The following is a 22,326-nucleotide window of genomic DNA, read 5'->3' as shown; positions in this document are numbered from 1 at the left end:
CATGGAGAACAATCAGCCCATCATCGTCAAGCGCGTCAAGCGCTTTGGCGGCGGCCACCACGGTGGCGCCTGGAAAATCGCCTTTGCCGACTTTGCTACGGCAATGATGGCGTTCTTCCTTGTGCTGTGGTTGATGTCCACGGCCACGCCGGAGCAGAAGATCGCCATTGCCGGCTACTTCAAGGACCCGATCGGCTTTTCGGAGAGCGGCACGCCCTATGTCATCGACTTGGGTGGTTCGCCTGAACTGGCGCCGGAAAAAACCATCAACCCGGAAGTCAAGTCCGAGCCGATGCCCGAGACCACGACCCAGCTGAGCAAGGACCAGGTCGAGACCATGGCCGAGCAGGTTGAGCGCGAACGTCTGGAACTGCTGTTGCAAGAACTGCAGAACAAAGTGGAAGAGAACCCGCAACTGCAGAAGTTCAAGGACCAGATCCTGTTCGAGATCACCCAGGACGGCCTGCGCATCCAGATCATGGATGCCGAAAACCGGCCGATGTTCGACATCGGCAGTGCACGCCTGCAGCCGTACTTCGAAGACATCCTGTTGGCCATGGCCGACACCATCAAGGCGGTGCCGAACAAGGTCAGCATCAGTGGCCACACCGATGCCAAGCCTTATGCTGGCAGCGGTGAGTTCGGTAACTGGGAGCTGTCGGCCAACCGCGCCAACGCCGCGCGGCGTGCGCTTGTGGCTGGTGGCTACCCGGACGGCCAGGTGGCGCGTGTGGTGGGCTACGCCTCGTCGTCGCTGTTCGACCGCAAAGACCCGTTCAACCCGGTCAACCGCCGTATCGACATCATCGTGCTGACCAAGAAGGCCCAGCGCAACATCGAAGGCGAACAAGGCGCGCCGCAAGCGCCAGCTGCCGAGCCAGCGGCACCGCCAGCCAGTGGTGCTGCGCCAGGGGCTTCGGCGCCGGCTACGCCTGCTGCTCCGGGGGCGGGTACAAATACAGAGCAGGCGCCGCTGCAGCCGCGTGAGCTGCGCCAGAAGCTGAACATTTTCGAAGACGGGACGTTGAAGATGGACGAGGCCAAAGAGCAGTAAATCCTGCTCGGTCCTTGCAGGCGCGGCACTAGGCCGCGCCTTCAGCTCAGTAGCTGTCTTCCGTCAGGCTGGCGATGATCGAGCGATAGCTGTTCATCCGCTGCGGCTTGATGCGTCCCTCGTCCAGCGCCTTGAGCAGTGCGCAGCCCGGTTCGCGGTCATGCTTGCAGTCGCGGAAGCGGCAGGTGCCGAACAGGTCGCGGAACTCGATGAAGCCATCTTCCACATCGTCGCGGCTGACGTGGCCCAGGCCGAACTCACGAATACCCGGTGAGTCGATCAGGTCGCCGCCGTTAGGGAAGTGGTACAGCCGCGCCGTGGTGGTGGTGTGGGTGCCTTGGCCCGACCATTCCGACAGGTCGCCGACACGGGTGCCGGCATCCGGCAGCAGGCTGTTGACCAGCGACGACTTGCCCACCCCTGACTGGCCGACGAACACACTGATGTGGCCGTCAAGCAGCTGCTGCAAGCGCTGCATGCCGTCACCCTGGTGTGCCGATACTTCCAGCAGCGGGTAGCCCAGTTCGCGGTAAACCTCCAGCAGCGCATGCAGGCCGGGGCCATTCTCGTCGTTGATCAGGTCGGCCTTGTTCAGCAGCAGCAGTGGGCGCAGGCCCGCGTGCTCGGCGGCTACCAGGTAACGGTCGATCAGGTTCGGGTGCGGCTCCGGGGCCGGGGCGAACACGATCACGATCAGGTCGACGTTGGCTGCCACGGGCTTCAGTTGGCCGTGGTTGTTCGGCCGGCACAGCTCGGTGCTGCGCGGCATCTGCGCGACGATCACGCCAATGCCCTGGTTACCCGCACGCCACACGACGCGGTCGCCAGTGACCAGTGCCGGAAGGTTGGCGCGCAAATGGCAGCGGAACACTTGGCCTGCGGCTTCGCCATCCTGGGCTTCAACTTCTACCTGCACACCAAAGTGCGCGATTACCAGGCCCAGTTGCTCCGGCCCCAGGTCACCGCCCTCCAGTTCTTGCAGTGCATGCTGCTCGCGTTTGGCGGCGCGAGCGGCGCGCTCGCCCTGGATTTTTTCGATCCGCCAGTTCTGGCGGCGATTGAGCTGGCGTTTGGCCATGAAGGTACCGTGAGAGAGGCCCGGGGTGGGGCATTGAAAACGGCAGGCAGTTTAGCACGCCAGGCGTTGGACTTTTCCGCTTACCTTTGTGCGGTGAATGGGCGTGTCCTGACCACTAGGCTACTATGACGGCCTATATGAGGAGCCCCTGCATGCAAAACCCACAGAACCTGATCTGGATCGACCTGGAAATGACTGGCCTGGATCCGGACAGCGACGTCATCATCGAGATGGCCACCATCGTCACCGACAGCGAGCTGAACACCCTGGCTGAAGGGCCGGTGATCGCCATCCACCACAGTGACGAAGTGCTGGCGCGCATGGATGAGTGGAACACTCGCACCCATGGCGCTTCGGGCCTGACCCAGCGTGTGCGCGAGAGCAAGGTCAGCATGGCCGAAGCCGAGGCGCAGACCATCGCCTTCCTTGAGCAGTGGGTGCCGAAAGGCAAATCGCCTATCTGCGGCAACAGCATCTGCCAAGACCGCCGCTTCCTTTACCGCCACATGCGCAACCTGGAAAATTACTTCCACTACCGCAACCTGGATGTCTCTACCCTGAAGGAGCTGGCCGCGCGCTGGGCACCAGACGTACGTGACAGCTTCAAGAAGGGCAATACCCACCTGGCGCTGGACGACATTCGCGAATCGATCGCCGAACTGCGCCACTACCGTGAGCACTTCATCAAGGTGTGAGCCGAAAGCGCGCAGATATTGTATCTGCGCCCCCTTTTGGTGCTTCGGGCAACTGGTTAGACTGCGCGCCTTTCTCGCACGGACCCGCACCATGTTGTTGATGCTCTACCTCATCGCAATTACCGCCGAAGCCATGACTGGCGCACTGTCTGCCGGCCGCCGCGGCATGGATTGGTTCGGCGTGGTGCTGATCGCTTGCGTCACTGCCCTGGGGGGCGGCTCGGTGCGTGATGTGCTGCTCGGGCACTACCCGCTGACCTGGGTGAAGCACCCGGAGTATCTGGTGCTCACCAGCTTTGCTGCGCTGCTGACCATTTTCATTGCGCCGATGATGCGCCGCCTGCGCTCGCTGTTTCTGGTGCTCGATGCCCTGGGGCTGGTGGCCTTCACTCTGATTGGTTGCATGACTGCGCTTGAGATGGGCCAGGGCATGCTGGTGGCGTCGATCAGCGGGGTGATCACAGGGGTGTTTGGCGGGATCTTGCGGGATATCTTCTGTAACGACATTCCGCTGGTGTTCCGTCGCGAGCTATACGCCAGTGTGTCGTTTGCGGCGGCGTGGTTCTACCTGGGTTGCGTGTATTTCAAGGTGCCGGCAGAGCAGGCGATGCTGCTGACCTTGTTTGGCGGGTTCCTGGTGCGGTTGCTGGCTATTCGCTTCCATTGGGAAATGCCCAAGTTCCACTATAACGACCAGCAATAGGCGATATTTCAGGCTGATGCAGTCTTTGTGGGAGCGGGTTTACCCGCGAAGAATGCAACGCGGTGTATGGCACCGGCTCCGCCGGTGTTCGCGGGTGAACCCGCTCCCACAGGGGGCATGTGGTTACTGAATGCTGTGCTGGGCCAGCGCCCACTCCACATGCTCGCGCACCAGCTCCGACGTGTCCTCGCGCCGGACCTTCAGTGCCTCGATCACCGGAATGGTGGAGGGCGCATTGCCCAACCCCACCGCCAGGTTGCGCAAGAACCGCTCATACCCCGCCCGCCGCAGCGGCCCACCCTCGGTCTTGCGCAGGAAAGTTCTCTCATCCCACAGGAACATTTCCGCCAGCTCGGCATTTTCCAGCCCATGCCGTGGCTGGAAATCCTGCTCCTGGCTGTGCTTGGCAAAGCGGTTCCACGGGCAGACGATCTGGCAATCGTCGCAACCGAACACCCGGTTGCCCATCTTCGCGCGCAGCTCGACAGGGATCGCGCCCCTCAGCTCGATGGTCAGGTAAGAAATGCAGCGCCGCGCATCCAGCACATAGGGCCCGACGAATGCCTGGGTCGGGCAAATGTCCAGGCAGGCCTGGCAGCGGCCGCAATGCTCGCTGGTAGTGGCTTCGTCCACCGGTAATGGCAGGTCGACAAACAGCTCGGCGAGGAAGAAGTAGCTGCCCGCCTTGCGGTTGAGCAGCAGGGTGTTCTTGCCGATCCAGCCCAGACCGGCCTGTTCGGCCAGGGCCTTTTCCAGCACCGGGGCGCTGTCGACGAAGGCGCGGTAACCGAACGGGCCGATAGCCTCCTGGATGCGGTCGGCCAGGAACTGCACGCGCTTGCGCACCAGCTTGTGGTAGTCGCGGCCCAGCGCATAGCGCGAGATGTAGGCTTTTTCCGGCTGTGCGAGGCGTTGTGCCATCTGCGTGTCGCCTGACAGGTAGTCCATGCGCAGCGATACAACGCGCACCGTGCCGGGGATCAGTTGATCGGGGTGCGAGCGCTTGCTGCCATGCGCGCCCAGGTATTCCATCTCGCCCTGGTAGCCAGCATCGAGCCAGCGCTGCAGGTGGTGTTCGTGTTCGCCAAGGTCTACCCCGGCGATGCCAACGTGGGCAAAACCGAGTTCTTGGCCCCAAATCTTGATGGATTGGGCCAGTTGGGCGAGGTCAGGCGTACAGACGGACATGGATGGGCAAGGCAATACGGGTTCAGGTGCGTATAATTCTGCCAGACATTGGAGCCTTTGACCCCATGCCGCAGACCAAACACCCCGGCAATGCCCCGCAACTGCTCAGCAGCGTGACCGTCGCGCACCTGCCGGCCCGGCATGCGCATGCCCATAAGGGCGACTTTGGCCATGTGCTGGTAGTGGGGGGCGACCTTGGCACCGGCGGTGCTGTGCTGCTTAGCGCCGAAGCCGCGCTGCGTTGCGGCGCCGGGCTGGTCAGCGTGGCAACCCGGCCAGAGCACGTCCCGGCCAGCCTGGCGCGGTTGCCCGAGGTGATGTGCCTGGGCGCCCATTCGGCCAATCAGCTGATGGGTGTGCTGGAGCGTGCCGCGGTGCTGGTGGTTGGCCCGGGGTTGGGGCAGGCGGCGTGGGGCCGTAGCCTGCTGTCGGCAGTGGCCAATGCCGAGCGACCGCAGGTGTGGGACGCCGATGCCCTGAATTTGCTGGCGCGTACCCCGTTGGCCCTGCCCAGTGGCAGCATCCTTACCCCGCACCCGGGGGAGGCGGCGCGGTTGCTGGGCATTTCCACCGAGGCGGTGCAGGCCGATCGTCCGGGTGCTGCGCGCAAGCTGGCACGTCGGTATAACAGCGTCTGCGTGCTGAAAGGGGCCGGAACGCTGGTGGCCGATCCGGCCGGGCAAGTGATGCTGTGCGAGCGGGGCCATCCGGCGATGGCCGGTGCAGGTTTCGGCGATGTGCTGACGGGTGTGCTGGCAGCACTGCTGGCCCAGGGGCTGGATGCCTGGCAGGCCGCCGGCCTGGGGGTGTGGTTGCACGCCTGTGCGGGCGAGCGGCTGGGTGTGAAAGGTAGAGGCCTGGCGGCCAGTGATCTGGCGCCGGTCATTCGTGAGTTGTTGGAGGAGCATTCTGCGTGTCTGGCTTAAATCTGTTTCTGGCCGATGAAGCGGCTACGGTCGACTTCGGTGCAAAAATGGCCGAGGTGACCGGCGGTCGCGGCGTGATCTTTCTTGAAGGCGACCTGGGCGCTGGCAAGACTACGCTTTCGCGTGGGCTGATCCGCGGCTTGGGCCATACGGGTGCAGTGAAAAGCCCGACCTTCACCGTGGTCGAACCCTACGAAATCGGTGAGGTCCGAGCATTCCACTTCGACCTGTATCGCCTGGTCGATCCGGAGGAGCTGGAGTTCATGGGTATTCGTGACTATTTCGAGGGCGACCCGCTGTGCCTGTTCGAGTGGCCACAAAAGGGTGCGGGCGTTTTGCCAAAGCCCGACCTGACCATTACCATAAGCCCCCAAGCGGGCGGACGCTCGCTGATCCTTTCGCCGCAGGGGGCTCGCGGCGAGGCCTGGTGCGTGGCACTGGCCAAACACTATAAACAGTAAGTGGGGTAGGTATGCGCATACGCGCACTGGTCGCCATCGTTGGGCTGCTGCTGACAACGGTGACCGTTGACGCTCTGGCCGTCACTCAAGTCAAGAGCGTGCGCCTGTGGCGCGCGCCAGACAACACGCGGCTGGTCTTCGACCTGTCTGGCCCCGTGCAGCACAGCGTCTTCACCCTGAGCGCGCCGGACCGCCTGGTTATCGACATCAATGGCGCAACCTTGGCTGCGCCGTTGAACGTGGCCACCTCCAACACGCCGATCAGCAGCGTGCGTTCGGCTCAGCGTACCCCGACCGACCTGCGCGTGGTGGTCGACCTGAAAAAGTCGGTCACCCCGAAAAGCTTCACCCTGGCGCCCAATGCCCAGTACGGCAACCGCCTGGTGGTCGACCTGTATGACCAGGAAGCTGACGCCATTGCGGCCAGTACGCCACCTCCAGCCCCGGCTCCGGTGCAGACGCCCGCGACCACGCCTGCGGTGCCGGTAAGCCCGGCCCAGCCCGCGATCAAGTTGCCGCCGGTGCCTAGCGGCAAGCGTGAAATCGTGGTTGCCATCGACGCCGGCCACGGTGGCGAAGACCCGGGTGCGTCCGGTTCGCGCGGCCAACATGAAAAAGACATCGTGTTGCAGATTGCCAAAGAGCTGCAGCGCCAGATCAACAGCGAAAGAGGCTTCCGTGCTGAGCTGACCCGCACGGGCGACTACTTCATTCCGCTGCGCAAACGCACGGAAATCGCCCGCAAGAAGGGCGCCGACCTGTTCATCTCGATCCACGCCGACGCTGCGCCGTCGCGGGCTGCCTTTGGTGCCTCGGTGTTCGCCCTGTCCGATCGCGGCGCCACCTCCGAGACCGCGCGCTGGCTGGCCGACACGGAAAACCGTTCCGACCTGATCGGCGGTGCCGGCAACGTCAGCCTCGACGACAAGGACCGCATGCTGGCTGGCGTGCTGCTGGACCTGTCGATGACTGCCACCCTCAGCTCCAGCCTCAACGTGGGGCAGAAAGTGCTGGGCAACATGGGCCGTGTCACCTCGCTGCACAAGCAGCGTGTGGAGCAGGCCGGCTTCATGGTGCTGAAGTCGCCGGATATCCCGTCGATTCTCGTTGAAACCGGGTTCATCTCGAACAACAACGAAGCAGCCAAGCTGGCCACCGCCAGCCATCAACAGGCCTTGGCCCGTTCGATTCATACCGGTGTGCGTCAGTACTTCCAGCAAAACCCGCCGCCGGGGACCTATATCGCCTGGCTGCGTGACACCGGCAAGATTGCCGCTGGCCCGCGTGAGCACACGGTACGCCCTGGCGAAACCCTGGCGATGCTCGCCGTGCGCTACCAGGTCAGCGTGGCCAGCCTGCGCAGCACCAACAGCCTCAAGACTGATGAGCTGAAGGTTGGCCAGCGCCTCGACGTTCCTGCTACCACATTGGCCGCGCAATGAGTGGTGGTTCGCGCATCCAGCTGCTCAGCCCGCGGCTGGCCAACCAGATCGCCGCTGGCGAGGTTGTCGAGCGGCCGGCCTCTGTCGCCAAGGAGTTGCTGGAAAACAGCCTGGACTCCGGTGCCCGGCGCATTGACGTAGACGTGGAGCAGGGCGGCGTCAAGCTGCTGAAAGTGCGGGACGATGGCAGCGGTATTTCCGCCGACGACCTGCCGCTGGCGCTGGCCCGTCACGCCACCAGCAAAATCCGCGAGCTGGAAGACCTCGAAGGCGTATTGAGCCTGGGCTTCCGTGGCGAGGCCCTGGCCTCGATCAGTTCGGTGGCGCGCCTGACCCTCACCTCGCGTACCGCCAGTGCCACTGAGGCTTGGCAAGTAGAAACCGAAGGCCGTGACATGCTCCCGCGGGTGCAGCCGGCGGCGCACCCAGTGGGCACCTCGGTGGAAGTGCGCGACCTGTTCTTCAATACTCCGGCGCGGCGCAAGTTCCTCAAGGCCGAGAAAACCGAGTTCGATCACCTGCAGGAAGTGATCCGCCGGCTGGCGCTGGCGCGTTTCGATGTCGGTTTCCACTTGCGCCACAACGGCAAGAGCATCCTCAGCCTGCACGAGGCCCACGACGAGACCGCCCGGGCGCGACGGGTAGGCGCCATCTGCGGCCCAGGCTTCATGGAGCAGGCGCTGCCGATCGACGTCGAACGCAACGGCTTGCGCCTGTGGGGGTGGGTTGGCCTGCCGACCTTCTCGCGTAGCCAGGCAGACCTGCAGTATTTCTTCGTCAATGGCCGTGCGGTGCGCGACAAGCTGGTCGCTCACGCTGTGCGCCAGGCTTACCGTGATGTGCTGTTCAATGGACGGCACCCGACCTTTGTGCTGTTCCTGGAGCTGGAGCCCAACGGCGTCGATGTCAACGTCCACCCGACCAAGCACGAAGTGCGCTTTCGCGAAGGGCGCTCGGTGCACGACTTCCTCTATGGCACCCTGCACCGTGCGCTGGCCGATGTGCGTCCGGAAGACCAGTTGGCCGCGCCTGCCGCCGTACCTGAGATAATCCGGCCCACCGGCCAGCAGGCAGGTGAGTTCGGCCCGCAGGGCGAAATGCGCCTGGCCTCGCCAGTGCTTGAGCGGCCCCAGGCGCCGCAGCATGCAATCTCCAATGGTGGCAGTGGCGCCGGTTATCAGTATCAATACACCCCGCGCCCTTCGCAGCCGCTGCCGGCCGCCGAGGCGCAGGCGGTGTATCGCGAGTTCTACAAGCCGCTGGAAGACGGTGCGGCGGCGGTGACGACGCTGCCCGAAAGCCAGGGTGACATTCCCCCGCTGGGTTACGCGTTGGCGCAACTCAAGGGTATCTACATCCTGGCCGAGAATGCCATTGGCCTGGTGCTGGTGGACATGCACGCCGCCCACGAGCGCATCATGTACGAGCGCCTCAAGGTTGCCATGGCCAGTGAAGGCCTTAGCGGCCAACCGCTGCTGGTGCCCGAAACCCTGGCCCTGAGCCAGCGCGAAGCGGACTGCGCGGAAGAGCATGCGCAGTGGTTCCAGCGCTTGGGCTTCGAGCTGCAGCGCCTAGGTCCCGAGACCCTGGCGATCCGCCAGATTCCGGCCTTGCTCAAGCAGGCCGAGGCCAATCGCCTGGTGCAGGATGTGCTCGCCGACCTGATGGAATACGGCACCAGCGACCGTATCCAGGCGCATCTCAACGAACTGCTCGGCACCATGGCCTGCCACGGCGCCGTGCGCGCCAACCGGCGTCTGGCCATTCCCGAGATGAACGCCCTGCTGCGTGACATGGAAAACACCGAACGCAGTGGCCAGTGCAACCATGGCCGTCCCACCTGGACCCAGATGGGCCTGGACGATCTGGACAAACTCTTCCTGCGCGGTCGATGAAATGAGCGGCAAGCCCCCTGCAATATTCCTGATGGGCCCGACGGCGGCCGGCAAGACCGACCTGGCCATCGAACTGACCAACGTGCTGCCTTGCGAGCTGATCAGCGTCGATTCCGCGCTGGTCTATCGCGGCATGGACATCGGTTCGGCCAAGCCGTCGAAAGAAATACTCGCCGCCCACCCGCACCGGCTGATCGACATCCGCGACCCGGCCGAGAGCTATTCGGCCGCGCAGTTTCGCGCCGATGCCCTGGAGGCCATGGCCGACATCACCGCGCGGGGCAAGATACCGCTGCTGGTGGGCGGCACCATGCTCTATTACAAGGCGTTGATCGATGGCTTGGCCGACATGCCGGCGGCTGATGCCGCCGTGCGTGCCGACCTGGAAGCCCAGGCCGAGGCGCTGGGGCTGGCCGAACTGCACCGCCAGTTGGCCGAGGTCGACCCGGAATCGGCGGCGCGCATCCACCCCAACGACCCGCAGCGGTTGATCCGCGCGCTGGAGGTTTACCGGGTGAGCGGCGAGAGCATGACGGCTCATCGCCAGCGTCAATTCGCGGAAAGTCGCGGCGCAGACGCAGGCGCTGACGGACATTTGCCCTATACTGTCGCGAGTTTGGCGATTGCTCCTACAGATCGTCACATTTTGCATCAGCGAATTGCGTTACGATTTTCGCAGATGCTGGAACAGGGCTTCGTCGACGAGGTCCGATCGCTGCGAGCCAGAAGTGACTTGCACGCCGGGCTGCCGTCTATACGGGCAGTGGGGTATCGGCAGGTCTGGGATTACCTGGACGGCAAGCTGACTGAGAATGAGATGCGTGAACGCGGTATCATTGCGACCCGGCAGCTGGCCAAGCGGCAGTTCACCTGGTTGCGTGGCTGGCCTGATGTGCATTGGCTTGACAGCATGGCCTGCGACAATCTGTCCCGCACCTTGAAATACCTTGGGGCCATCTCCATATTGAGCTGAGTCCCTGCTGATTGCCGTCTATTCTTGCGAAGGGGCGGCCTAATTTATCGATTTTATTGATTTTCTATTATTTATCCTTACAGGAGTGCGGCATATGTCAAAAGGGCATTCGCTACAAGACCCTTACTTGAACACCTTGAGAAAAGAAAAGGTCCCGGTATCCATCTACCTGGTCAACGGCATCAAACTGCAGGGCTCGATCGAATCCTTCGACCAGTTCGTGGTTCTGCTGAAGAACACCGTCAGCCAGATGGTCTACAAGCACGCCATTTCGACCGTCGTGCCAGCCCGTCCGGTTCGCCTGCCAAGCCCGTCCGATTCCGAACACGGCGACAGCGAGCCAGGCAACGCCTGATAGGAGCCTGCATTGTTCTTTGAGCGCCACGGTGGTGGTGAGCGGGCATTGCTCGTTCACTTGGAAGGTCAGAACCCTGAGGCGCGCGAAGACCCGCAGGAGTTTCAGGAACTGGCATTGTCGGCCGGTGCCGACATCGTCTCGTTGGTCACGGTGTCAAGGCATCAGCCTTCCGCCAAATACCTGATTGGCAGTGGCAAGGTCGAGGAATTGCACGACCTGGTCCATGCCGAGCAGGTAGACCTGGTGATTTTCAATCACACCCTCACGCCCAGTCAGGAGCGCAACCTCGAACGTGTGTTCGAGTGCCGTGTGCTCGACCGTACCGGGCTGATCCTCGATATCTTCGCCCAACGGGCGCGTACCCATGAAGGTAAGCTGCAGGTCGAACTGGCCCAGCTTGATCACATGAGCACGCGACTGGTACGCGGCTGGACTCACCTTGAGCGACAAAAAGGGGGTATCGGCCTGCGTGGTCCGGGTGAAACCCAGCTGGAAACCGACCGCCGTCTGTTGCGGGTACGCATTCGCCAGATCAAGTCGCGCCTGGAGAAGGTACGCAGCCAGCGCGAGCAGGCGCGTCGCGGGCGCAAACGCGCGGACATTCCGTCGGTGTCGCTGGTGGGTTACACCAACGCCGGCAAGTCCACGCTGTTCAATGCCCTGACCGAATCCGAGGTGTATGCCGCGGACCAGCTGTTCGCCACACTCGACCCGACCCTGCGCCGGCTCGAGCTCAACGACCTGGGGCCGATCGTGCTGGCCGACACCGTGGGCTTCATTCGCCACTTGCCGCACAAGCTGGTCGAGGCATTTCGGGCTACGCTCGAAGAGTCGAGCAACTCCAACCTGCTGCTGCATGTGATCGACGCCCATGAGCCAGAGCGCATGGAGCAGATCGAGCAGGTCTTGGCCGTGTTGGGCGAGATTGGCGCTGAAGGCTTGCCGATCCTCGAGGTGTATAACAAACTCGACCTGCTCGAAGATGTCGAGCCGCAGATCCAGCGCAATGCCGATGGCAAGCCGGAACGGGTCTGGGTATCGGCACGCGATGGGCGTGGTCTGGAGCTGGTTGGCCAGGCGATTGCCGAGTTGCTGGGGGATGATCTGTTTGTCGGTACCCTGTGTCTGGAGCAGCGTTTTGCCCGCTTGCGCGCGCAATTCTTCGCTTTGGGTGCCGTGCAGAGTGAAGAGCATGATGAAGAAGGGCGCAGCCTGCTGAGCGTGCGACTGCCCATGGTCGAATTGAATCGCCTGGTCAGCCGCGAAGGCATGGAGCCGCAAGTGTTTGTCGAGCAACACACTTTGCAATAAATGCTCGTCGAGGTCGCCGGGCAGCAGTGACAGGCATTCTGTAGCATTGGACGGCGCGCCGTGGGCGCGTCTTTGCTTTATCAGATGGAGAGCGCTATGGCTTGGAACGAGCCGGGTGGCAACTCGAACAATCAGGATCCCTGGGGCGGCCGCCGTGGTGGCGGTGGCGGTGGTGGTGACAAGAAAGGTCCGCCGGATCTGGACGAGGCCTTCCGCAAACTGCAGGACAGCCTGAACGGCATGTTCGGCGGTAACAAGAAACGTGGCGGCGGTGACCGCAATGTCGGCAAGGGCGGTGGCCTTGGCCTGCTGGGCATCGGCCTGGCGGTGTTGGCTGCCATCTGGCTGTACAGTGCCGTGTATGTGGTCGACGAGCAGGAGCAGGCCGTGGTGCTGCGCTTCGGCAAGTACCATGAGACGGTCGGTCCCGGCCTGAACATCTACTTCCCGCCGATTGATCGCAAGTACATGGAAAACGTCACGCGTGAGCGTGCCTACACCAAGCAGGGCCAGATGCTGACCGAAGACGAGAACATCGTCGAGGTGCCGCTGACCGTGCAGTACAAGATCAGCAACCTGCAGGACTTCGTGCTTAACGTCGACCAGCCTGAGGTGAGCCTGCAGCACGCGACCGACAGTGCCCTGCGCCATGTGGTGGGTTCCACCTCGATGGACCAGGTACTCACCGAAGGCCGTGAGCAGATGGCCGTGGATATCCGCGAACGCCTGCAGCGCTTCCTCGACACCTACCGTACCGGTATCACCGTTACCCAGGTCAACGTACAGAGCGCGGCAGCCCCGCGTGAAGTGCAGGAAGCCTTCGACGACGTGATCCGTGCCCGCGAAGACGAGCAGCGTGCCCGCAACCAGGCCGAGTCCTACGCCAATGGCGTGGTGCCGGAAGCCCGTGGTCAGGCCCAGCGCATCATCGAGGACGCCAACGGTTACCGCGACGAAGTCATCGCCCGGGCCAAGGGTGAGGCCGACCGCTTCACCAAGCTGGTTGCCGAGTACCACAAGGCACCTGACGTGACCCGTCAGCGTCTGTACCTGGAGACTATGCAAGAGGTCTACAGCAATTCGAGCAAGGTCATGGTGGCGACCAAGGACGGGCAGAACAACCTGCTCTACCTGCCACTGGACAAGATGGTCGAAGGCAGCCGCAACCCGTCCGCGCCAACCACCAGCGTGTCGCCATCGGTCAACGATGCGGCTGCCCGTGCGGCGCAGGACCTGCAACAGCAACAGCAGCCGCTGCGTACTAGGGAGAGCCGCTGATGAGCAATAGATCGCTGATCGCCCTGATCGCCGCCGTCGTTCTGGCCATCGTGGCCTGGAACAGCTTCTACATCGTGTCCCAGACCGAACGTGCGGTACTGCTGCGCTTCGGTAAGGTGGTCCAGGCAGATGTTCAGCCGGGCCTGCATGTGAAGATTCCGTATGTGAACCAGGTGCGCAAGTTCGACGCCCGCCTCATGACCCTCGACGCCCCGACCCAGCGGTTCCTGACCCTGGAGAAGAAAGCGGTGATGGTCGACGCCTACGCCAAGTGGCGCGTCAAGGATGCCGAGCGCTTCTACACCGCCACGTCCGGCATGAAGCAGATCGCCGACGAGCGCCTGTCGCGTCGTCTGGAAAGCGGCCTGCGCGACCAGTTCGGTAAACGTACCCTGCACGAGGTGGTTTCCGGTGAACGTGACGCACTGATGGCTGACATCACTGCATCGCTGAACCGCATGGCCAACAAGGAGCTGGGCATCGAGGTGGTCGACGTTCGCGTCAAGGCCATCGACCTGCCGAAGGAAGTCAACCGCAGCGTGTTCGACCGCATGAGCACCGAGCGTGAGCGTGAAGCTCGCGAGCACCGTGCCAAGGGTAACGAGCTGGCTGAAGGTATTCGTGCCGATGCCGACCGCCAGCGCCGTGTGCTGCTGGCCGAGGCCTATCGCGAAGCAGAAGAAACCCGCGGTGATGGCGACGCCCAAGCGGCCGCCATCTATGCCAAGGCCTACAGCCAGGACGCTGATTTCTATGCGTTCCACCGTAGCCTGCAGGCATACCGCGAGAGCTTCTCGAGCAAGAGCGACGTGCTGGTCCTGGACCCGAAGAACGAGTTCTTCCGTTACCTGGACAAGAGCAGGCCGTGATGCTCAGGCCCTGATTTTCATGCAGCGGCACCCCGCCTGGCAGCAAAAGCACCCGGCGGGGTGCATCCTGAATGAAAAGGGGTGTATGATGAGGCAGCCGGGAAATTTCCCGGCTTTTTTGCGTCTGAAAGGTTGATTGGCAAAGCGCCAGTTGACGGTTTGGTCAGCTCGCAAGGCAATTCGAGGGTATCGGGTACGGTGGCTGCGCTGGGATCAGTGCTGCCCGCTGCTGTGCGCGATACCGGCTTTACTGACGGCTCGCCTGCTGGCTAGCCGCCCGGACCAGAGGGGAAAAGGCGTAATGGCAACGGTAGACCGCTGGCTGCTGCCAGATGGCATCGAGGAAGTACTGCCACCTGAGGCTGCGCGCATCGAGATCGCGCGCCGCCAGGTGTTGGACCTGTTCCAGAGTTGGGGCTACGAACTGGTCGTCACCCCGCATATCGAGTACCTGGAGTCGCTGCTCACCGGCGCCGGCCAGGACCTGGATCAGCGCACCTTCAAGGTGGTGGACCCACAGTCCGGCCGCCTGATGGGCTTCCGCGCCGACTTCACTCCGCAGGTGGCGCGCATCGACGCCCACACCCTGCGCCGTGAAGGCCCGAGCCGCCTGTGCTATGCCGGCAGCGTGTTGCACGCCCAGCCGCGTGCTTTGTCCACTTCGCGCAGCCCGATCCAGCTGGGTGCCGAGCTGTACGGCGATGCCAGCCCTACCAGCGACGTCGAAGTCATCAGCCTGATGCTGGCCACGCTGCAACTGGCCGATGTGCCGGATGTGCACATGGACCTGGGCCACGTCGGTATCTACCGCGGCCTGGCCCGCGCTGCCGGCCTGTCCGGTGCGGTCGAGCAGCAGCTGTTCGACGCCATGCAGCGCAAGGCCGTCGACGAAGTGCAGGCGCTGACCGCTGACCTGCCGAAAGACCTGGGCAACATGCTGCGCGCGCTGGTCGAGCTGTGCGGTGGCCGTGAAGTGCTGGCCGAAGCCCGGGTGCGCCTGGGCCGTGCCCCGGCCGGCGTGCTGGCGGCGCTGGACGACCTGCTGTCGATCGCCGATCGCCTGGCGTCGCGCTACCCGGACCTGCCGCTGTACTTCGACCTCGGCGAGCTGCGCGGATACCACTATCACACTGGCGTGGTGTTCGCCGTGTTCGTGCCGGGCGAGGGTCAATCGATCGCCCAGGGCGGGCGCTATGACGACATCGGCGCCGACTTTGGCCGGGCCCGCCCGGCCACCGGTTTCTCCACGGATTTGAAGACCCTGGTCACACTGGGGCGAGCGGAGGTCGTATTGCCAACGGGCGGCATCTGGATGCCGGACAGTGGCGATACGGCCCTCTGGCAGCAAGTCTGCCAGTTGCGCAACGAGGGCCAGCGTGTGGTCCAGGCTCTGCCTGGTCAGCCGTTGAGTGCTGCTCTCGAGGCGGATTGTGATCGGCAATTGATTCAGCAAGACGGGCGCTGGCAGGTTCTGCCGCTGGCCCAGTGAGTTTCTGCGTCGGCAACAGGCCGGCAACCAAGTTTGCGTGAATGAGGACCAATGTAATGGGTAAGAATGTCGTCGTCCTGGGCACCCAGTGGGGTGATGAGGGCAAAGGCAAGATCGTCGATCTGCTGACCGAACATGCTGCCGCCGTAGTGCGCTACCAGGGTGGCCACAACGCGGGTCACACCCTGGTGATCAACGGTGAAAAGACCGTTCTGCACCTGATTCCGTCCGGCATCCTGCGTGAAGGCGTACAGTGCCTGATCGGCAACGGCGTGGTCGTTGCCCCGGACGCCCTGATGCGTGAAATCACCAAGCTGGAAGAGAAGGGCGTACCGGTTCGCGAGCGCCTGCGCATCTCCCCGGCTGCGCCGCTGATCCTGTCGTACCATGTGGCCCTGGACCAGGCCCGCGAAAAAGCCCGTGGCGAAGCCAAGATCGGCACCACCGGCCGTGGTATCGGCCCAGCCTACGAAGACAAGGTCGCGCGCCGCGGTCTGCGCGTGGGCGACCTGTTCCACCGCGAGCGTTTCGCTGCCAAGCTGGGTGAGCTGCTGGACTACCACAACTTCCAGCTGGTGAACTACTACAAAGAGCCGGCCATCGACTTCCAGCAAACCCTGGACGAGTGCATGGCCTACGCTGAACAGCTCAAGCCGATGATGCTCGACGTCACCGCCGAGCTGCACAGCCTGCGTCGTGCCGGCAAGGACATCATGTTCGAAGGCGCTCAGGGCTCGCTGCTGGACATCGACCACGGTACCTACCCGTACGTCACCAGCTCCAACACCACCGCTGGCGGTATCTCCACTGGTTCCGGCGTTGGCCCGATGTACCTGGACTACATCCTGGGTATCACCAAGGCCTACACGACTCGCGTGGGTTCCGGTCCGTTCCCGACCGAACTGTTCGACGAGACCGGCGCTACCCTGGCCAAACGTGGCCACGAGTTCGGCTCCACCACCGGCCGTGCCCGTCGTTGCGGCTGGTTCGATGCCGTCATCCTGCGTCGCGCCATCGACGTGAACAGCATCTCGGGCATCTGCCTGACCAAGCTGGACGTGCTGGACGGCCTGGAAACCATCAACATCTGCGTTGGCTACAAGAACGAGAACGGTGCCGTCATCGACGCGCCATCCGATGCCGACAGCTACATCGGCCTGGAGCCAGTGTACGAAGAGATGCCAGGCTGGAGCGAATCGACCCTGGGCGTGAAAGCCCTGGAAGAGCTGCCGCAAGCTGCGCGTGACTACATCAAGCGCATCGAAGAGCTGGTTGGCGCGCCGATCGACATCATTTCGACCGGCCCGGACCGCAACGAGACCATCGTACTGCGTCATCCGTTCGCCTGATCTGCCCTCCAGGCTGATCTGACGCCGCAACCCTGAGAGGGGCTGCGGCGTTTTCTTTTCTGCGCTGAGCGAGAGCAGGTCACCCCCTTGCTAAACCTTGGCGTTTATCCCTGCTGCCCCCGGCACAACCCTTGCTGTAAGAAGTTTCTGTAGTTGCCATCAAAATAGTGGCGCCAGAAAACACGAGGGTTACACCGTGTCTGCCATCCTCTCACTGTTACGAAGCCGCCTTTTGCGGCCTGTGTTTGTTGCCCTTGGTATCGCTCTTTTGGTGCAGGTGCTGGTTGCCGTTGCGCTCACCCGAAGCACGGTCACCGCCCTGGAGGCCGACCTTGGCGAACGCCTGGGTAACGACAGCCGCCAGCTGGCCAATGACCTGGAGCAAGCCGGGCAAGATGTACGCTCGGGCCTCGACGGCCTGTCCAGCAGTACCCGCCAGCGCCTGAGCGCCGGGTTGTCGGAGCGCCTGCAAAGCGAACAGCAGCAACTGCGCAGCACTCTGGAAAAGAACCTGAAGGACTCTGCCAACGAAATGGCCGAGCTGCTGGCTTCGGTTGCTCCGCGGGCGATCTGGGACAACGACGTGCCAGTGCTCTCCGACTTTGCCCGGCGTGCCCAGCGCAACCCCAACGTGCTGTTCGTGGTTTACGACGATGCCCAGGGCCAGCACCTGACCCGTTACCTGAACCGGCAAAACCCGATCAACCAGGCGTTGATGGACAAGGGCCAGGGCGAGCGCGCTTTGGACAAAGTGATCGATGCCGCCCGGCGCGACCCGGCTGTGTACCTTGTCGAAGCTTCGATCAACCCCAATGGCGCAGAGATCGGCAAGGTGGTGATGGGGGTTTCCACGGCCGGTATCGACCAAGAGCTCAAGGCCTTGGACCAGCGCTTCGCGGCGCTGATCGCCAGCGGTGAGCAACTGGTTGGCGACAGCCTGGTGGGTGCTGCCGCCGACAGCGGCAAAACCCTGCGTGAGCGCCTGGAGAAGGCGCAAGGCAGTGCTGCAGCGATGCAGGCCAATACCGCACAGACCGTGCGCGATGCCGCTGCCGACCTGCGCTGGCGCATTGGCCTGGGCCTGGTGCTGGTCGGCCTGGGTGTGCTGCTGGTGGTGGCCGTGGTGCTTGGCCGCCGAGTGCTGAGCAAACTGCGCCTGCTGATTGCTGCCTTGGACGACCTGGCGGCGGGCGAAGGCGACCTGACCAAGCGCGTGCCGCTCGACAGCCGAGATGAAATTGGTGACATGGCTTCGGCGGTGAACCGCTTTGTCGACAAGCTGCAACCGATCGTGCGTGAGGCGGGAGAGGTGGCCCAGCGTACCGGTGTGGAGATAGGCGCGATGGCCCAGCGCAATGCCGGTGCCGATGCCGCCGCCGCGCTGCAGCGCGATGCAGTGGCCGCCAGCCTGCGCGACCTTTCGAGCATGGCCGACGAAGCCCAGGCCGAAAGCCATGCGATGCAGGCGGCCTTGAAACAGGTGGTGGATATTCGTCAGGCCACCGACGAAAACAGCCGCACTTCGACCCAGCTTGCGGGGTTGATCGAGAACCTGGCTGGCCAGGTAGAGACGGGCTCCCAGGTGATCGAGCGCCTCGCCAAGCAGAGTGAGCAGATCGAAGTGGTGCTGACGGTCATCCACGGCATTGCCGAGCAGACCAATCTGTTGGCGCTGAACGCAGCCATCGAAGCCGCCCGGGCAGGTGAGACCGGGCGCGGGTTTGCCGTGGTGGCTGATGAGGTGCGGGCGCTGGCGAGCAAGACGCAAAGCTCCACGGGGGATATCCAGGCGCATATCGCTGCGCTACAGAAGGGTGCCAAGGAAGCCGTGGCGACTATCAGTCAGGCTGGACTAAAAGCCAGCGAAGGGTTGCTGGTACTGCGTGACAACGAGCGCCGGCAGCAGTCGGTACAGGCAGCGGTGGAGCAGGTGCATGCAGCCATCGGCCTAGCCACCCGTGCGGCCGAGCAGCAGGCGAGCGGGGCGCAGGCGGTGCGCGGGCGGGTTGAGACCATTCATGCCCAGGCCGAGCGCTCGGCAGAAGTGGTGATGCAGACCACCGCCAGCAGCAAGGTGCTGGACGACTTGGCGGCGCAATTGCGGGCAAGCCTGGGCCAGTTCAGGGCGTAATCATCTGCAAGCGCATCGTAATCCCTGTGAGGGCGGGTAAACCCGCACCCACAGGGACCGCGCCGCTCTCCATGCTTGCGCTGTACCTTTGGGGGCGGGCGTGCCCGCGAAGAAGGTCATGCCTTGTTCAGATACATCCGCGTAGTCAGCAGATAAACCGGCAGCCCCGACACCACGATCAGCAATGCCGCATAAGGCGCCGCCGCCGCGAACTCGACGTTAGCGGTATGCGCCCACACCTCGGTAGCCAGTGTGGTCATCCCGGTGGGGCTGAGCAGCAGGGTAGCTGTCAGTTCTTTCATGGCGTCCAGGAACACCAGCGCAAACGCTGCCGCCATGGCCGGGAAGATGATTGGCAAGGTCACCCGGCAGAACGCCGTGAAGCTGCTGGCGCCCAAGGTGCGCGCAGCTTCTTCGAGCGTCGGTGAGGCTTTGTTAAGCGCTGTGCGCACCGGTGATTGGGCCAGCGGTAGGAACAGCAGCGCATAGGCCAGCAGCAGCAATGCCGTGGTCTGGTACAGCGCAGGCACATAGTGCAGGGCGAAGAACACCAAGGTCAGGGCAATCACCAGGCCGGGCAGGGCGTGCAGCAGGTACGGCAGGCGCTCGGCCCAGATTGCCAGGCGGCCTTTGTAACGCACAACCAGGAAGCTGATTGGCAAGGCCAGCAGCACGCAGAAGCCGGCGCCACCCAGCGACACCGACAGCGAAGTGAACAGCGCCTTGGAAATCGCTGCCACTGGAAACGCTGCCGACGAGCCCACGCTCAACCAGTAGCCAAGCATGGCAAGCGGAATACCACTGCCCAGCACTGCCAAGCCCACGCACAACAGCTGTGCCGGCACCGCCCAGCCACGCAAACGCACCGGTTGCGCACGGCGTGCCACGCCCTGGCCGATGCGTACATGGCGGGCTTTGCCGCGTACACGCAATTCCAGCCACAGCATTACCAGGCACATTGCCAACAGCACGGCAGACAGCATGGCCGCGTTGGCATTGCTGAACTCCAGTTCGAACTGCTGGTAGATCGCCGTGGTGAAGGTTTGCAGGCCGAGGATCGACAGCGCGCCGAACTCCACCAGCATGTGCAAGGCGATCAGCAGTGCACCGCCCAGCATCGATGGCCACAGCAGCGGTAGGGTGACCTTGATGAGCACGCCCCAGCGACTGCAACCCAGAGTGCGCGCCGATTCCTCCAGCGAGGTGTCGAGGTTGCGCAGGGTGGCAGCTACCGGCAGGAACACCAAGGGGTACTTGGACAGGGCCATGACCAGGATTGCCCCGCCCAGCCCTTCGAAGTCCGAGCTCAGCGACACCCAGGTGAAGCTGCTGACGAACGATGGCACGGCGAACGGCAGGCACAGCACTACGCCCCACAACCGGCGCCCGGCCAGGTTGCTACGTTCCAGCAGCCAGGCCAAGGCCAGGCCGACCACCATGCAGGTCAGCGTCACCCCGACCATCAGCATCAGGGTGTTGCGCATCAATCCCCAGACAAAGGGGCGCCACAGCAGGTGCAAGGCTTCGCGCCAGCCGGCTTCCCAGGCTTTGATGGCGACATAAGCCAGTGGCAACACGCTCATTGCCACAAGGAACAGTACAGGTAGCACCACCCAGATGGAGGGGCGCTTGCGGCGTGGTACGAAGCGTACCGGCGCCGGCTCGGACAGGGCGACGGTCATCAGAGCAGGCCGACCTCGCGCTCAAGCTCGATGGCTTCCTCGGCATTGCCCAGGTCGGCCGGCGAGATCTTCGGCGGGCGCAGGTCCTCGAACGGCTTCAGGCCACGGTCGGAAACCATGCCCTTGTGCAGCGGATACTCGGCGGTAGTCTGGGTGATCACGCGCTGGCCTTCTTCGCTGGCCATCCAGTTGAGCAGTGCCTGGGCTTCTTTCGGGTGCTTGCTGGCCTTGACCACTGCCGCGCCGGAGATGGTAACCAGGTTACCGGCATCGCCGTCGGCCAGGTAGTAGAGCTTGGTGTCCAGCTTGCCGCGTTCGCGCTCAAGCGCGTACCAGTAGTAGTTGTTCACCAGCACCGCAGCCACTTCGCCCTTTTCCACGGCCTTGAGGGCGACCATGTTGTTGGTGTAGGTCTTGCCGAAGGCTTTCAGGCCGGTGAGCCATTCTTCGGTGGCCTCGCGCCCGTGCATCTTCAGGATGGCCACGGCCTGTTCCTGGAACGCACCGCTGGTGGGTACATAGCCGACGCGGCCTTCCCACTCAGGGTTGGCGAAGTCCATCACCGTGGTTGGCAGGTCTTTTTCGTCGACCTTCTTCGGGTTGTACACCACGATGCGCGTACGCGCCGTGATGCCCATCCAGGTACCGTTGGCGCCAACGTACTCCTTGGGCATCATGCTCGAAGTGGCGTCGTCGATTTTTGCCAGCAGGCCCAGCTCGCCCAGGTTGTTCAGGGGCGGGGACTCTTCGGTGTAGATGATGTCGGCGGGCGAGCGATCGCCTTCCTCGATGATCTGGCTGGCCAGCTGGTTGCTGCTGCCCTTGCGGATATCGATGTGGATACCGGTCTTGGCCTCGTAGGCTTTGGCGATGGCTTCGCCGATTTCCTTGTGCTGACCGTTGTACATGGTCAGGGTGACCGGTGTGTCTGCCATGGCGGCCGGAGCGCCGATGACCAGGCTCAGCACGGCGGCGGCCAAGGTGCGCATCAGCGGTTGCGGGCGGATCGTCATGCGGGTACTTCCTCGCTTACGGCTACATATTTGGAAACAATGGTAAACGAAATTGTTTCTCAAGTGGCCGCGTGACGAGAAATTCATGGTCAGACCATGGTGCAAAAACCTTGAGTTGGGGAGGGGGAAGAAATCGCAGGCAAGAAAAAACCCACTAGCAAGCTAGTGGGTTTTTGTATGGTGCCCAGGAGAAGACTCGAACTTCCACGACCTTGCGGTCACTGATACCTGAAACCAGCGCGTCTACCAATTCCGCCACCTGGGCAAAGCTTTACATCATCTGTTGAAGGCGACTATCGTCAGCTTTCACACAGTAGTAACAGATCCTTGGTCATCTGTTACTTGAAATACTTGGTGCCCAGGAGAAGACTCGAACTTCCACGACCTTGCGGTCACTGATACCTGAAACCAGCGCGTCTACCAATTCCGCC

Annotated in this window: 19 protein-coding genes, 2 tRNA genes and 1 pseudogene; 16 read left to right on the top strand and 6 right to left on the bottom strand. The window is 63.1% G+C overall.

Annotated features, from left to right (window positions below):
* Nucleotide 1: 1 nt before the first annotated feature.
* Nucleotides 2-1,054, top strand: coding sequence for a flagellar motor protein MotB (gene motB, locus QQL85_RS05550; protein WP_284353271.1), 1,053 nt, complete (start codon nucleotides 2-4; stop codon nucleotides 1,052-1,054).
* Nucleotides 1,055-1,100: 46 nt separating this feature from the next.
* Here motB and rsgA read toward each other — a convergent pair whose 3' ends face one another.
* Nucleotides 1,101-2,132, bottom strand: coding sequence for a small ribosomal subunit biogenesis GTPase RsgA (gene rsgA / locus QQL85_RS05545; RefSeq protein ID WP_264360956.1), 1,032 nt, complete (start codon nucleotides 2,130-2,132; stop codon nucleotides 1,101-1,103).
* Nucleotides 2,133-2,284: 152 nt separating this feature from the next.
* Here rsgA and orn point away from each other — a divergent pair, with 152 nt between their 5' ends.
* Together orn and QQL85_RS05535 are read left to right on the top strand one after the other, a co-directional pair.
* Nucleotides 2,285-2,827 carry an oligoribonuclease gene (gene orn, locus QQL85_RS05540; protein ID WP_043198134.1) on the top strand — a complete coding sequence of 181 codons (543 nt, stop codon included), beginning with the start codon at nucleotides 2,285-2,287 and terminating at the stop codon, nucleotides 2,825-2,827.
* Nucleotides 2,828-2,918: 91 nt separating this feature from the next.
* Nucleotides 2,919-3,530, top strand: coding sequence for a trimeric intracellular cation channel family protein (locus QQL85_RS05535; RefSeq protein ID WP_003249516.1), 612 nt, complete (start codon nucleotides 2,919-2,921; stop codon nucleotides 3,528-3,530).
* A 123-nt stretch (nucleotides 3,531-3,653) separates the two neighbouring features.
* Here the strand turns inward: QQL85_RS05535 and queG are convergent, their stop codons facing one another.
* On the bottom strand, nucleotides 3,654-4,718 hold the full coding sequence (gene queG / locus QQL85_RS05530) for a tRNA epoxyqueuosine(34) reductase QueG (protein WP_284353272.1): 1,065 nt from the start codon (nucleotides 4,716-4,718) through the stop codon (nucleotides 3,654-3,656).
* A gap of 65 nt (nucleotides 4,719-4,783) precedes the next feature.
* On the opposite strand from queG, the gene QQL85_RS05525 reads away from it, so the two are divergent.
* The 13 genes and pseudogenes from QQL85_RS05525 (at nucleotide 4,784) to QQL85_RS26705 (ending at nucleotide 19,200) form a co-directional block, all read left to right on the top strand.
* Nucleotides 4,784-5,644, top strand: a complete 861-nt coding sequence (locus tag QQL85_RS05525; protein WP_284353273.1) for an NAD(P)H-hydrate dehydratase — start codon at nucleotides 4,784-4,786, stop codon at nucleotides 5,642-5,644.
* Between the two features lie 2 nt (nucleotides 5,645-5,646).
* Nucleotides 5,647-6,105, top strand: coding sequence for a tRNA (adenosine(37)-N6)-threonylcarbamoyltransferase complex ATPase subunit type 1 TsaE (tsaE, locus tag QQL85_RS05520; protein ID WP_263298218.1), 459 nt, complete (start codon nucleotides 5,647-5,649; stop codon nucleotides 6,103-6,105).
* A gap of 11 nt (nucleotides 6,106-6,116) precedes the next feature.
* On the top strand, nucleotides 6,117-7,547 hold the full coding sequence (locus QQL85_RS05515; RefSeq protein WP_284353275.1) for an N-acetylmuramoyl-L-alanine amidase: 1,431 nt from the start codon (nucleotides 6,117-6,119) through the stop codon (nucleotides 7,545-7,547).
* Complete coding sequence (gene mutL / locus QQL85_RS05510) at nucleotides 7,544-9,442, top strand: DNA mismatch repair endonuclease MutL (protein ID WP_284353276.1); 1,899 nt, start codon at nucleotides 7,544-7,546, stop codon at nucleotides 9,440-9,442. Before QQL85_RS05515 ends, mutL begins: the two co-directional genes overlap by 4 nt.
* Before the next feature lies 1 nt (nucleotide 9,443).
* Nucleotides 9,444-10,415, top strand: coding sequence for a tRNA (adenosine(37)-N6)-dimethylallyltransferase MiaA (miaA, locus tag QQL85_RS05505; RefSeq protein WP_284353277.1), 972 nt, complete (start codon nucleotides 9,444-9,446; stop codon nucleotides 10,413-10,415).
* Nucleotides 10,416-10,509: 94 nt separating this feature from the next.
* Entirely contained in the window at nucleotides 10,510-10,770 is a 261-nt protein-coding gene (hfq, locus tag QQL85_RS05500; protein ID WP_003258160.1) for an RNA chaperone Hfq, read from the top strand.
* A 12-nt stretch (nucleotides 10,771-10,782) separates the two neighbouring features.
* The gene (gene hflX / locus QQL85_RS05495; RefSeq protein ID WP_284353278.1) at nucleotides 10,783-12,084 is read left to right on the top strand and encodes a ribosome rescue GTPase HflX; all 1,302 of its coding nucleotides are present in this window, start codon (nucleotides 10,783-10,785) and stop codon (nucleotides 12,082-12,084) included.
* A gap of 96 nt (nucleotides 12,085-12,180) precedes the next feature.
* Nucleotides 12,181-13,362 (top strand): FtsH protease activity modulator HflK, encoded by a 1,182-nt coding sequence (gene hflK / locus QQL85_RS05490; protein WP_284353279.1) that lies wholly within the window; start codon nucleotides 12,181-12,183, stop codon nucleotides 13,360-13,362.
* A complete protein-coding gene (gene hflC / locus QQL85_RS05485; protein WP_197898565.1) occupies nucleotides 13,362-14,231 on the top strand; it encodes a protease modulator HflC in 870 nt (289 codons plus the stop codon). The genes hflK and hflC overlap by 1 nt, the downstream gene beginning before the upstream one ends.
* Nucleotides 14,232-14,532: 301 nt before the next feature.
* On the top strand, nucleotides 14,533-15,720 hold the full coding sequence (locus tag QQL85_RS05480) for an ATP phosphoribosyltransferase regulatory subunit (protein ID WP_284353280.1): 1,188 nt from the start codon (nucleotides 14,533-14,535) through the stop codon (nucleotides 15,718-15,720).
* A gap of 56 nt (nucleotides 15,721-15,776) precedes the next feature.
* The gene (locus QQL85_RS05475; RefSeq protein ID WP_284353281.1) at nucleotides 15,777-17,069 is read left to right on the top strand and encodes an adenylosuccinate synthase; all 1,293 of its coding nucleotides are present in this window, start codon (nucleotides 15,777-15,779) and stop codon (nucleotides 17,067-17,069) included.
* Between the two features lie 532 nt (nucleotides 17,070-17,601).
* Nucleotides 17,602-18,294 (top strand): annotated as a pseudogene (locus tag QQL85_RS26710) (methyl-accepting chemotaxis protein); the annotation flags it as partial.
* A gap of 21 nt (nucleotides 18,295-18,315) precedes the next feature.
* Nucleotides 18,316-19,200 (top strand): methyl-accepting chemotaxis protein, encoded by an 885-nt coding sequence (locus tag QQL85_RS26705; protein ID WP_434489044.1) that lies wholly within the window; start codon nucleotides 18,316-18,318, stop codon nucleotides 19,198-19,200.
* Between the two features lie 116 nt (nucleotides 19,201-19,316).
* Here QQL85_RS26705 and QQL85_RS05465 read toward each other — a convergent pair whose 3' ends face one another.
* The 4 genes from QQL85_RS05465 to QQL85_RS05450 all read right to left on the bottom strand — a co-directional run bounded on the left by QQL85_RS05465 (nucleotide 19,317) and on the right by QQL85_RS05450 (nucleotide 22,326).
* Nucleotides 19,317-20,882 carry an ABC transporter permease gene (locus QQL85_RS05465; protein WP_284353283.1) on the bottom strand — a complete coding sequence of 522 codons (1,566 nt, stop codon included), beginning with the start codon at nucleotides 20,880-20,882 and terminating at the stop codon, nucleotides 19,317-19,319.
* On the bottom strand, nucleotides 20,882-21,895 hold the full coding sequence (locus QQL85_RS05460; protein ID WP_284353284.1) for an extracellular solute-binding protein: 1,014 nt from the start codon (nucleotides 21,893-21,895) through the stop codon (nucleotides 20,882-20,884). Before QQL85_RS05460 ends, QQL85_RS05465 begins: the two co-directional genes overlap by 1 nt.
* A gap of 178 nt (nucleotides 21,896-22,073) precedes the next feature.
* Nucleotides 22,074-22,160 (bottom strand) — tRNA-Leu (locus QQL85_RS05455).
* A gap of 87 nt (nucleotides 22,161-22,247) precedes the next feature.
* Nucleotides 22,248-22,326: transfer RNA gene (locus QQL85_RS05450), tRNA-Leu, on the bottom strand.

Source organism: Pseudomonas putida (genome assembly GCF_030159595.1).
GTDB classification, from domain to species: domain Bacteria; phylum Pseudomonadota; class Gammaproteobacteria; order Pseudomonadales; family Pseudomonadaceae; genus Aquipseudomonas; species Aquipseudomonas putida_AC.
The sequence above is the reverse complement of the archived record's forward strand: the minus strand, read 5'-3'. Positions and strand labels throughout refer to the sequence as shown.